General features: G+C 62.5%; 12 protein-coding genes. 5 read left to right on the top strand and 7 right to left on the bottom strand.

Annotated features, from left to right (window positions below):
• Positions 1-2 precede the first annotated feature (2 nt).
• The gene (locus IP85_RS11110) at positions 3-557 is read right to left on the bottom strand and encodes an alpha/beta hydrolase (protein WP_054149742.1); all 555 of its coding nucleotides are present in this window, start codon (positions 555-557) and stop codon (positions 3-5) included.
• Between the two features lie 167 nt (positions 558-724).
• Here IP85_RS11110 and IP85_RS11105 point away from each other — a divergent pair, with 167 nt between their 5' ends.
• Together IP85_RS11105 and IP85_RS11100 are read left to right on the top strand one after the other, a co-directional pair.
• On the top strand, positions 725-2,383 hold the full coding sequence (locus IP85_RS11105; protein WP_054149741.1) for a tannase/feruloyl esterase family alpha/beta hydrolase: 1,659 nt from the start codon (positions 725-727) through the stop codon (positions 2,381-2,383).
• A 245-nt stretch (positions 2,384-2,628) separates the two neighbouring features.
• Entirely contained in the window at positions 2,629-3,420 is a 792-nt protein-coding gene (locus tag IP85_RS11100; protein WP_054149740.1) for a DUF2189 domain-containing protein, read from the top strand.
• 10 nt (positions 3,421-3,430) lie between these two features.
• Here IP85_RS11100 and IP85_RS11095 read toward each other — a convergent pair whose 3' ends face one another.
• From IP85_RS11095 to rpe, 5 genes are all read right to left on the bottom strand, one after another.
• Positions 3,431-3,727 carry a hypothetical protein gene (locus tag IP85_RS11095; RefSeq protein ID WP_054149739.1) on the bottom strand — a complete coding sequence of 99 codons (297 nt, stop codon included), beginning with the start codon at positions 3,725-3,727 and terminating at the stop codon, positions 3,431-3,433.
• A 79-nt stretch (positions 3,728-3,806) separates the two neighbouring features.
• Positions 3,807-5,108 carry an adenylosuccinate lyase gene (purB, locus tag IP85_RS11090; protein WP_054149738.1) on the bottom strand — a complete coding sequence of 434 codons (1,302 nt, stop codon included), beginning with the start codon at positions 5,106-5,108 and terminating at the stop codon, positions 3,807-3,809.
• Between the two features lie 64 nt (positions 5,109-5,172).
• Entirely contained in the window at positions 5,173-5,652 is a 480-nt protein-coding gene (locus IP85_RS11085) for a hypothetical protein (RefSeq protein ID WP_054149737.1), read from the bottom strand.
• Positions 5,652-6,371: a DUF2259 domain-containing protein gene (locus IP85_RS11080; protein WP_054149736.1), complete on the bottom strand. Its 720-nt coding sequence runs from the start codon at positions 6,369-6,371 to the stop codon at positions 5,652-5,654. Before IP85_RS11080 ends, IP85_RS11085 begins: the two co-directional genes overlap by 1 nt.
• A complete protein-coding gene (gene rpe, locus IP85_RS11075; protein ID WP_054149791.1) occupies positions 6,368-7,045 on the bottom strand; it encodes a ribulose-phosphate 3-epimerase in 678 nt (225 codons plus the stop codon). Before rpe ends, IP85_RS11080 begins: the two co-directional genes overlap by 4 nt.
• A gap of 210 nt (positions 7,046-7,255) precedes the next feature.
• Here rpe and IP85_RS11070 point away from each other — a divergent pair, with 210 nt between their 5' ends.
• On the top strand, positions 7,256-8,020 hold the full coding sequence (locus IP85_RS11070) for an SDR family NAD(P)-dependent oxidoreductase (RefSeq protein ID WP_054149790.1): 765 nt from the start codon (positions 7,256-7,258) through the stop codon (positions 8,018-8,020).
• A 6-nt stretch (positions 8,021-8,026) separates the two neighbouring features.
• Here IP85_RS11070 and IP85_RS11065 read toward each other — a convergent pair whose 3' ends face one another.
• Positions 8,027-9,121, bottom strand: a complete 1,095-nt coding sequence (locus IP85_RS11065) for a branched-chain amino acid ABC transporter substrate-binding protein (RefSeq protein WP_054149735.1) — start codon at positions 9,119-9,121, stop codon at positions 8,027-8,029.
• A 165-nt stretch (positions 9,122-9,286) separates the two neighbouring features.
• Here IP85_RS11065 and IP85_RS11060 point away from each other — a divergent pair, with 165 nt between their 5' ends.
• Positions 9,287-9,772 carry a flavin reductase gene (locus tag IP85_RS11060; RefSeq protein WP_054149734.1) on the top strand — a complete coding sequence of 162 codons (486 nt, stop codon included), beginning with the start codon at positions 9,287-9,289 and terminating at the stop codon, positions 9,770-9,772.
• A 26-nt stretch (positions 9,773-9,798) separates the two neighbouring features.
• Positions 9,799-10,731, top strand: a complete 933-nt coding sequence (locus tag IP85_RS11055; RefSeq protein WP_054149733.1) for a MoxR family ATPase — start codon at positions 9,799-9,801, stop codon at positions 10,729-10,731.

The raw sequence follows: 10,731 nt of genomic DNA, 5'->3' as shown, positions 1-10,731 counted from the left end.
ACTCAGGCCTGCAGGCGGCCGATGAACTGCGCGAAGACCATCGTGCCTTCCGGCCATGGTCCGTGCCCGGATTCGGCGTTGATGTGACCCGATTCGCCTGCATCGATCAGGAACGAGCCCCAGGCATTGGCGATATCCTCTGCATGGGCATATTCGCCGAAGGGATCATTCCGGCTCGCGATCAGGAGCGATGGAAAGGGCAGGGTCAGGCGCGGATATGGCCCGAAAGTCATCAGGTGCTTGGGCCGGATCTCGGGATTGGAAACGTCGGGCGCGGCGACGAGAAAGGCGCCGGCGACCTTGTTCTTCATCTCCGGGATCGCATGCACGATCGCGGGCACGCCAAGCGAATGCCCGACGAGTACGACCGGCTTGGTGGCCGCGTTGACCTCTTCGGCCACGCGGGCGACCCAGTCTTCGCGCACGGGCTTTGACCATTCCGCCTGTTCCACGCGCCGCGCCGTCGATAGCTTGCCCTCCCACCGGGTTTGCCAGTGGTCGGGGCCGGAATTGGTGTAGCCGGGAACGATCAGGATTTCTGCGTCTGAAACTTTCATGGCCCCTATCTGCTGTCCCGCATGGTCGCCGTCAAGATTGTGCCTCCTCGAAGGCTCGATAAAAATAATACGCAACACATACTAGTTCGATCTTGTGGGCGGTGTTACGATCACATCGTGCCCGGATCGGGAGGAGATCGATCGGGGCAGTTATCGGGAGGAATTTCATGAAGCACGTCCATTTGACGGCGGCGGCACTGCTGCTGCTCGGCCTTGATCCGTCTGCCGCGCGCGCTGCTATCGCTTGCGCCGACCTCGCCAAAACAGAGAACACGCCCGCCGACGTAACAATCACCGAGGCTGTCGAAACGCTTCCGAGTGAGGAGGTTTCCGTCGCCCATTGCCTGATCAGGGGCAAGACGCCCGACAGGCAGGGGATCGATGGCAAGACCTATGCGATCCGCTTCGAGTTGCGGCTGCCGGTCGAATGGAACGAGCGTTTCGTTCACCAGTTCAATGGCGGGAATGACGGCGCTGTCGTTCCGGCGCTTGGTCCGCTTCTCGGAGGTCGCAAGAGTGACACGGCGCTTGCGCGGGGTTACGCCGTTGTTTCGAGCGATGCCGGTCATGACGGCAAGGCCAATCCGGACCGGGGTCTGGCCGGCGGAGCGGCCTTCGGCTTTGATCCGCAGGCGCGCCGTGACTATGGCTACGGCGCCGTCGCGACCCTGCAGCCGATCGCCGAGCAGATCGTCGAGAAGCATTACGGCAAGCCGATCGCCTATCGCTATGGGATTGGCAGCTCCAATGGCGGTCGGCACGGCATGATGGCGGCGGAGCGGATGCCCGAGGTCTTCGACGGATTGCTGGTCGGTTATCCCGGTTTCAACCTTCCGAAGGCGGCGATCCAGCACGCGCTCGACATCCAGGCCTGGTCGACCGTCGATCCCGATATTGCAAAGGCTTTCAGTCGCGATGACCTCAAGACCGTGGCGGATGGCGTGCTGGCCGCCTGCGACAGTCTCGACGGTGTTCCGGACGGCATCGTCGCGGATGCCGACGCTTGCGAAACGACATTCAAGATCGAGACCCTTGCCTGCGCGAGCGGGGCCAATACTGGCTGCCTTCGTACGGAGCAGATCGAGGCGCTCAAGACATCCATTGCCGGGCCTAGGGATGCCGAGGGCAGGGCGCTCTATACGCACTGGATCTTCGATACCGGCATAGCCTCGTCCAACTGGCGTACATGGAAGCTCGAGAGCCCGATCGAACCCTGGGCCAAGAGGCCGATCATCGGGGTGATGGGGGCAGCCTCCCTGGCCCAGGTCTTCACGACACCGCCGACGGAAGTGGGCGGCACTCCGGACGAGTTGATCGCTTTCCTGCGCGATTTCGACGTTGCGCGCGACGGTGCGAGGATCGCGGCCGCCGACGAGACCTTTACCGAGTCGGCCATGGACTTCATGGTGCCGCCCGGTGCCGATAATCCCCGGCTCGACGCCTTCCGGGAGGCGGGCCACAAGATGCTCGTCTTCCACGGCAATTCCGACCCGGTTTTCTCGGTCGTCGATACGGTCGACTGGTACAAGAAGCTCGATGCCAACCATGATGGCAGGGCGTCGGATTTCGTGAAGCTCTACCGCATCCCGGGAATGCCGCATGGGGCGAGTGGTCCTAGCTTCAACGACTTCGATTTCTTCACGCCGCTCGTCGACTGGGTCGAGCAGGGCAAGGCGCCTTCCGGCGTTGCGGCAGGAATAACGGAAGACAATACGGAAGCGGCTTCGCTCGAGGGCACGCGCTTCCTCTATTGCCCCTATCCTGCCGTGACGCGTGCGGGCGCCGATCCAGCCGCCGACGGCGAGGGCCGCTATACCTGCCGTTGACGGTCCGGCCCCGGCAGCGGCAGTGCCGATCTGCCGGGGCTGTCACGCCTTCGTGCGCAAGTTGCGCAGGACATGGCAAATGTTAGCTGATACACTAATTAGCTCAGGACAAAGTGCGTCGCATGTTTCTTGAAGCATACGATGTCCCTGTTTACGGCGCGTTGTCGCGACCGCTCCGGCCCCGACGCCGCCCACGCATTTCACTTTGCAGCTTACAGACCCTGTTGCTCGAGGAGGAAGTGAGAATGTCGACATTTCATGTGATGACCGGTGCGACCGGCACGATTGTCAGGCCTACGGTACGGCAGATCGCCGTGTCCGACGTCTTTGCAGCACTGCGTGAAGGTTATGAGGATTTTCGCGAAAAGCCTTCCCACTATGCCTTCGTGGCGCTGATTTATCCGATTGCCGGCGCAATCATGATCGGTTGGAGTTCAGGCGTCGAACTGCTGCCGATGGTTTATCCGCTGCTGGCCGGCTTCGCGCTTGTCGGCCCGCTTCTGGCGCTCGGGCTCATGGAAATCAGCCGTCGCCGCGAACTCGGCCAGCCTGCCAACTGGTCCGACGTGCTGAGCCTCTTCAAGTCGCCATCATTGCCTGCGCTTCTGATGATGAGCCTCTACCTGCTGACGCTGTTCATGGTCTGGCTGGTGGTGTCGCGCGGGCTCTATCTCTCGCTGATCGGTGACTATCCGTCGCCGGGCCTCTTTGCCTTCGCGGGCGGCATTCTCGACCATCCGAATGCCCTGGCCTTCCTGTTCTGGAGCAATGGCTTCGGCTTTGTTCTTGCGCTGATCGCGCTTGTGATCAGCATCGTCGCCTTTCCGATGTTGCTGGACCGCGATTGCGGCGCCGCCTCGGCGGTTTCGACGTCGGTCAGGGCAAGCCTTGCCAATCCGGTGCCGGTCGCCGTCTGGGGCCTGATGGTCGCTGGACTGCTGGCGATCGGGATGGCGACGCTGATGGTCGGGCTCGTGATCATCGTGCCGGTGCTTGGCCATGCGACCTGGCACTTCTATCGCCGGCTGGTGGTCTGATCCTCGACCCTTATGCGCCGCCGACGGCATAGGCGGCGAGCGCCGCCAGGGATAAGACGAGAGGCAGCAGGCGCTCGCCTCTCGTTCGCACGTTGGTGATCAAGGCCATCATCGCAGATGCAACCAAAGCGGCCGCAAGCAGTAGCGTGCGAACCAGCGCGCGGCTGCCATCAGTCTTGATCCCGGAGGGGTCGATGGTCGGATCAAGCCCCGGCATCCAGTCGTATCGGTCGCCGCTCAGCAGCAAAATGCCCGAGATGGCAAGGATAGCGGTTGTCGAAAGAAAGAGGCGGGAAAGGCGCGCCATGCTTCACTCCTCCCCAATCAAAACGGGCGCGAATGTCTCCGCGCCCGTCTCATTGTGTCCCATGTCCGTTCGCCGGGTATCAGCCGAAGACGCGGGCAAAGATCGTGTCGACATGCTTGGTATGGTAGCCGAGGTCGAACTTTTCGCGAATGTCTTCTTCCGAAAGCGCTGCGCGCACCTCTTCATCACCCAGAAGTTCCTCGAGGAAGTCGGCGCCTTTTTCCCACACCTTCATCGCGTTGCGCTGCACGAGCCGGTAGCTGTCCTCGCGCGAAACGCCGGCTTGCGTGAGCGCCAGCAGAACGCGCTGGCTCATCACCAGGCCCTTGAACTTGTTCATGTTCTTCAACATGTTCTCGGGGTAGATCACGAGCTTTTCGATGACGCCGGCCAGACGGTTGAGCGCGAAATCAAGCGTGATCGTGGTGTCGGGGCCGATGGCGCGCTCGACGCTCGAATGGCTGATGTCGCGCTCGTGCCAGAGGGCGACGTTCTCCATCGCCGGAACGACCGACATGCGCACGAGGCGGGCGAGGCCCGTCAGGTTCTCGGTCAGAACCGGGTTGCGCTTGTGCGGCATGGCGGACGAGCCCTTCTGGCCCGGCGAGAAGAACTCTTCGGCTTCCAGCACTTCCGTGCGCTGCATGTGGCGGATTTCGATCGCGACGTTCTCGATCGAGGACGCGATGACGCCAAGCGTGGCGAAGAACATCGCATGGCGGTCGCGCGGGATGACCTGGGTCGAGATCGGCTCCGGCACGAGGCCAAGCTTGGCGCAGACATGCTCTTCGACGCGCGGATCGATATTGGCGAAGGTGCCGACGGCGCCGGAGATTGCGCCGGTCGCGACTTCTGCGCGGGCATTGACCAGGCGGTCGCGGTTGCGGGCCATTTCGGCATAGAAGCGGGCGAAGGTCAGGCCCATGGTCGTCGGCTCGGCATGGATGCCGTGGCTGCGGCCGATACGAACAGTGTCCTTGTGTTCGAAGGCGCGGGCCTTCAGCGCTGCCAGAACCCGATCCATGTCGGCGATCAGGATGTCGGCGGCGCGGACCAGCTGAATGTTGAGGGTCGTGTCGAGCACGTCCGACGAGGTCATGCCCTGGTGCACGAAGCGGCTATCCGGGCCGATGAATTCGGCGAGATGCGTCAGGAAGGCGATGACGTCGTGCTTGGTGACGGCCTCGATCTCGTCGATGCGGGCGACGTCGAAATCGGCCGGACCACCCTTTTCCCAGATGGTGCGTGCGGATTCCTGTGGGATCACGCCGAGGTCAGCGAGCGCGTCGCAGGCATGCGCCTCGATCTCGAACCAGATGCGGAACTTGGTTTCGGGGGACCAGATGGCGACCATTTCCGGCCGGGAGTAACGCGGGATCATCGGGCTCGTCTTTCGTTGTACATGGGAAAATGCTGGCCCCCCTTAGCAAAGTGGGGCGGCAAGCTCAACGGCTGCGGCGGGCCATCACCATGCTGAGCACCAGAAGCATGGCCAACCCGGCCGGCAGCAGGTGGCGCAGCCCGAGCACGGCAAACTGGTAGAGAGCGGATGCCGTGGTGAAAATCTGCTGATAAACCCATATGCGCGAGGGGAATGGCGCGTGCCAGTGGGCATAGAAGCTTCGATATTGCAGGGCATAGATCCCTGAGATCGCACCGACCGTGACAACACCGAGCAGCAAAAGCCAGGCCGCCAAAGCAGTCTGCGGCCCGCCGCGCTTCTCGACCAGGTGGATGAGGGGCAGCGCGATGAGCCAGCCGAGCAGACCGCCGGCAGCGTAGATCAGGGTCAAGGCGAGGTCATGGCTGCTTGTCGCGCGTCCGAAGAGATGGACGGAAAGCTGAAAGCTTGCCGCCATGGCCAGAGCCCAGGCAAGCGAACCGCCCATCCACAACTGCACCGACGGCAGCGGGCGGCGCGGCATCAGGGCTTCACCGGGACGGCCAGCCAGCGCAGATTGTTGCCCTCGAAGCCAAGGGATGCGACTAGGACCATGATCATGTGCGGTCCGTTCGAGCCGTAGCCTGGGGTAACGACACCGCCGACGGCGTAAGCACTCGGGCAATTGCGGCTCTTCGGAATGGATTTGTCGCGGTAGACCTCGCGCCGCACCTCGGGTTTTGCATCATCGGCGATCGAGAGCGCAAAGCCGCGCACATTGACGTTCAGGTTGACACAGAGATCCTCGCCCTTGGCCTCGAATTGTTCGAGGCTCACGCGGTACACTCCTTCCGACACATAGAAGCTCGGATAAGCCTGGTAGCGTAATTCATCGGTTTTGCCAGCGAGTTCGCCGATCGGTGCCATGGCCACCAGATGGCCGGGATCGTCACCGATTTTGCGTTCATCGAGGATGGCCTTCGCCTGTTTCAGGCTCTCCCGTCGTGCTTCACCGATGGAGGCTTGCTCCCGCTTGATCAGAACGCTGACCGGCGTACCTGGAACATACTGGTCCGTTTCGGTGTCGATCACCTGAATTTCGGCATAGGCGAAGCCGGAGCCATCCTGCTCGCCGAACTGCTCGAAGGCGAAGAACTTGCCGTCAGGCGAGAAACCCAGGGGACGCATTTCCGCCACGTCTCCGGCTGAGGCCGCAGAGGCCGTCAGAAGCGCGAGCGCGATGGCAGATAGCTGCAGTTTCAAGCCCGACCTCCCTCGGCTGCCTTGCGCAGACTGTCGACCGTCTTGCGGTAGTCGTCAACGCCCTTGCCCTTGAAGATTGCCGAGCCGGCAACCAGCGCATTGGCGCCGGCCTTGGCGATTTCGGCGGCATTGTCGGCGGTGACGCCGCCATCAACCTCGAGGTCGATCGGGCGGTTGCCGATCAGGGCCTTCGCCTTGGCGATTTTGTCCGTCATCGCCGGAATGTACTTCTGGCCGCCGAAGCCCGGGTTGACGCTCATGATCAGGATCAGGTCGAGATCATCCATCACATGCTCGAGGACCGAAAGCGGCGTTGCCGGATTGAGCGAAACGCCGGCCTTCTTGCCGAGCGCCCGTATGGTCTGCAGCGAGCGATGCAGGTGCGGACCGGCTTCCGCATGCACCGTGATGATGTCGCAGCCGGCATCGGCGAAGGCGGCGAGATAGGGATCGGCAGGCGCGATCATCAGATGGCAGTCGAAGACGGCCTTGGTCCAGGGGCGCAGCGCCTTGATGATCGCGGGGCCGAAGGAGATGTTCGGGACGAAATGGCCGTCCATCACGTCGAGATGCACCCATTCTGCGCCGGCGTCGACGACGTCGCGCACTTCTTCTCCGAGGCGGGAGAAGTCGGCAGCCAGAATGGAAGGCGAGATCAGGAGAGGGCGGGTCATCGGAAGCTCCTCGCGGGCCAGGGATCGATCGATGCCGTCGCGGACGAGAGACGCGGGCACCAGCTGTTGATGGCGGTCCGCATAGCATCGGCGCCCTTGAGCGGCAACCATGCCTTCGGATGAGACGCCAGTCATCGGCATGGCTGGCCTTGACGATTGCTGCCCGGCGCTGCATCCCTCGGCAAAAGCATAGCCATCCGGGAGGACGTCGTGGCCAAATTTGCAATCATCACCGGCGGAAGCTCCGGCATCGGCCGTCATCTGGTGTCGGCCTTTGTGCGCGAAGGATATGACGTCGCCTTTACCCATCTCGGTCAGCCGGATGCCGCAGCGGAGGTCGAGAAGGATGTGTCTGCGCTTGGTGGTCGCGCGATCGGTCGGGAATGCGAGGTGGCCAACAGCGCTGACATCGAAGCATTCCTGGACGAGGTGATCGCCTGGGCGGGACAGGTGCCGGACGTGCTCGTCAACAATGCCGGCATCCAGACCTGGGCCTCGATGCTTGAGCTTTCCGAAGAGCGCTGGGACGCCGTCATCAGCACCAATCTCAAGGGCACCTTCCTCAACAGCCAGCGTGTGGCGCGCCGCATGGTCGAGGCGGGCAAGGGCGGGTCGATCATCAATCTCGGTTCCGGCTGCAACAAGCAGGCCTTTCCGAAACTGGTCGACTATACTGCATCGAAGGGTGGCATCGAGCAGCTGACCAAAGTGTCGGCCGTCGAGCTCGGGCCGCATCAGATCCGCGTCAATTGCGTGGCACCCGGTGCGATCGAAACGGCACGCACCCAGGCCGAGGCTCCCGATTATGCGAAGACCTGGGGCGATGTGACGCCTCTGCGTCGTGTCGGCACGCCGGAAGACATTGCAGGACCGGTCCTTTTCCTCGCCGGTCCGCAATCGGCTTTTGTGACCGGCCAGACGATCTGGGTGGATGGCGGCGTGTTCAGCCAGGCCTTCTGGCCCTACCGCGACTGATCGCGGTTACTGCGATGGTTCGGACACGGGCACGAATGCGTTGTCCTGCCATTTCAGCAAGCGATAGGGGTTCTCGGTCAGCTCGTGATCCTCACCGAAGGTGATCGGGCCGATCACCGTCTCGAAGGTCGTGCCGATCAGTGCATCCGTGACGGGTGTGCCCATGGCGGACGAGATGCCCCAGGAATCCGCGAGCATGGTGACGGCCGCATGGGCCGGCAGAACATAGCCCTCTGGAGCTATCCCTGCGGCCTCGAAATCGCCGATCAGCGCCGGAGCCGATGGCCCCTGCGGTGTCTCGACGAGACCGACCGCGAGCACGCCATCTTCCAGTGGAACCGGTTCATCTGCCGCCCGCATGGCTTCGCCGCCGAGAAGCGTCAGTGACAGGTCTTCAGCCTTGGCGTCACGGGCGATGATCGAGACATCGTTGCGATCGCCACCGACAAAGACATGGCTGATGCCGGCCGTCTTGAGCCGACGGACCAGTGTCAGCTGCTGCTCCTGACCCGGTCGGAAGGTGTCAATGAAGGCGGGTTTCAGGCCGCGTTCTTCGAGCGTGATCCGGATCGCCTCGGTCAGTTCTCGGCCGCGGATCGTGCCGTCTTCCAGCAGAGCCACCGGTTCGCCTGGCCAATCACGCAGGATGACCTGAGAGAGCTTGCCGGATTCCTGATCGCCATTGGGTGCGAGACGGAACAGCGGCCAGCCGGCCTTTACCGCATCCTCCATCAGCCCTTTCCAGCGGACCGACAGTGTCAGTGCGGGAAGGTTGGCATCTGCCAGAACGGGCAGGCCCTCCTTCAAGGTTTCGCTGCAGAGAAAGCCGACCGCTGCCTTCACCCCTGCCGCCGTGATCGCTTCGGCCACCGCCTGGCCGCTGCCTTCGGTACAGGGCTCGTCGATCTCGACAATGCTGATTGATAGTCCTTCTGCGGCCAGCGCCGCGCCCTCGCGCACCTGGTCGCCGAGCACGGCGAAGCTACCGGCCGTCGGGGCGACCACGGCAAGTTTCAGCTCCGCAGCCGACGATGCGGGTACGCTGAGCACGAGCAAAGCGGGGAGCGAAAGCCAGGTTGTGAAAGGGCGTGCGTGGGTCATGGCACGATCCTAGCCGAACGCGCAGGCAATTGGAAATGCTGGCTTTACGCCGGGCAATGCGGGGCATCACCGAAATCGTGATGGTGTTGTGGAAAAGATAAGGGCTGCGGCCCATATTGCGGTGTCTTGAGGGCAAGCTTCCAAGGGGGAAACGTGAGTTTGAGCATGCAAATTCTGGATCCAGCCGTTTATCGCGAGGCCATGAGCCATTATGCGGGGCATGTGCAGATCGTGACGACGGAGCACCAAGGCATCCGGCGCGGGGTTACGATTACCGCCGCCTGCTCGGTGTCCGACAGCCCGCCCATGGTGCTTGCCTGCCTCAACAACAGCAATGCGAGCAATGCCGTGCTTTTCGAGAGTGGGCATTTCGCCTTGAATACGCTGGGTGCCCATCACCAGGATCTGGCCAATGCCTTTGCAGGGTTCGGCAAGCTCTCTGCCGAAGACCGGTTTGCCCAGGCTGAATGGCAGGTGATGGAAACCGGGTCGCCGGTGCTTGTCGATGCGATCGTCGCCTTCGACTGTGTCGTGACCGACCGCAAGGTGACGAATACCCATACGATCCTTTTCGGCGAGGTGAAGGCGGTGCATTTCGGTCAGCGTGAGCCGTCGCTCATCTATCTGGACCGGGGCTATCACACGCTATAGACTTCCCCTCGAACATGGGAGGAGACATGGCAGAGACCTCGGGAAAGGTGCTGCCGGAGACGATCGATGGCATAATCGATCTGCTTTCGGCTGAGGATTATCTGGCCGGCAGGCCGCTGGCGACGGTGCTATTTCTCGCGCTCAAGATGAAACGGCCGCTTTTCCTGGAAGGGGAAGCCGGTGTCGGCAAGACCGAAGTCGCCAAGGTGCTGGCCAAGGCGCTCGACCGCCCGCTGATCCGCCTGCAGTGCTACGAAGGCCTCGATGTGGCCTCCGCAGTCTACGAGTGGAACTACTCGGCACAGATGCTGGAAATCCGCATGGCTGAAGCCTCCGGCGTCTCGGATCGAACCCGGCTCGAGGGCGACATTTTTTCCGAGCGCTATCTGATCCGCCGTCCGGTCCTTCAGGCGCTGCAAGGCGAACCGGGACGCGCGCCGGTTTTCCTGATCGACGAACTCGACCGCACTGACGAGGCCTTCGAGGCTTTCCTGCTGGAAGTCCTCTCGGATTTCCAGGTGACCATCCCCGAATTCGGGACGGTGAAGGCCTCCGAGCCGCCGATCGTCATCGTCACGTCGAACCGCACCCGCGAGGTGCATGACGCGCTGAAGCGCCGGTGCCTCTACCATTGGGTCGACTATCCGGCCGCTGCCGACGAACTGGCGATCATCCGCCGCAAGGTGAAGGGTTGCAACGAACAGCTCTCCCGGCAGATCGTCGCCTATGTGCAGAAACTCAGGACCATCGACCTGTTCAAGAACCCCGGCATCGCCGAGACCATCGACTGGGCAACGGCGCTTACCGAACTCGACCGGTTGGCGCTCGATCCGGAGACGATCGCCGATACGCTCGGCACGCTTTTGAAGTACCAGGAAGACATCGCCCGCATCCAGGGCAGCGAGGGCGAGAAGCTGCTCTCGGAGGTCAAGGCCGAACTCCTGGCGAAGGCCGGCTGA

Source organism: Rhizobium sp. AAP116, assembly GCF_001295785.1.
GTDB lineage: Bacteria > Pseudomonadota > Alphaproteobacteria > Rhizobiales > Rhizobiaceae > Allorhizobium.
This window is presented reverse-complemented; position numbering and strand designations above follow the sequence as displayed.

Excerpts from the sequence above, each read along its gene's own strand:
- IP85_RS11110 (WP_054149742.1), bottom strand. The coding sequence starts at position 557 with ATGAAAGTTTCAGACGCAGAAATCCTGATCGTTCCCGGCTACACCAAT.
- IP85_RS11105 (WP_054149741.1), top strand. The coding sequence starts at position 725 with ATGAAGCACGTCCATTTGACGGCGGCGGCACTGCTGCTGCTCGGCCTT.
- IP85_RS11100 (WP_054149740.1), top strand. The coding sequence starts at position 2,629 with ATGTCGACATTTCATGTGATGACCGGTGCGACCGGCACGATTGTCAGG.
- IP85_RS11095 (WP_054149739.1), bottom strand. The coding sequence starts at position 3,727 with ATGGCGCGCCTTTCCCGCCTCTTTCTTTCGACAACCGCTATCCTTGCC.
- purB (WP_054149738.1), bottom strand. The coding sequence starts at position 5,108 with ATGATCCCGCGTTACTCCCGGCCGGAAATGGTCGCCATCTGGTCCCCC.
- IP85_RS11085 (WP_054149737.1), bottom strand. The coding sequence starts at position 5,652 with ATGCCGCGCCGCCCGCTGCCGTCGGTGCAGTTGTGGATGGGCGGTTCG.
- rpe (WP_054149791.1), bottom strand. The coding sequence starts at position 7,045 with ATGACCCGCCCTCTCCTGATCTCGCCTTCCATTCTGGCTGCCGACTTC.
- IP85_RS11065 (WP_054149735.1), bottom strand. The coding sequence starts at position 9,121 with ATGACCCACGCACGCCCTTTCACAACCTGGCTTTCGCTCCCCGCTTTG.
- IP85_RS11060 (WP_054149734.1), top strand. The coding sequence starts at position 9,287 with ATGCAAATTCTGGATCCAGCCGTTTATCGCGAGGCCATGAGCCATTAT.
- IP85_RS11055 (WP_054149733.1), top strand. The coding sequence starts at position 9,799 with ATGGCAGAGACCTCGGGAAAGGTGCTGCCGGAGACGATCGATGGCATA.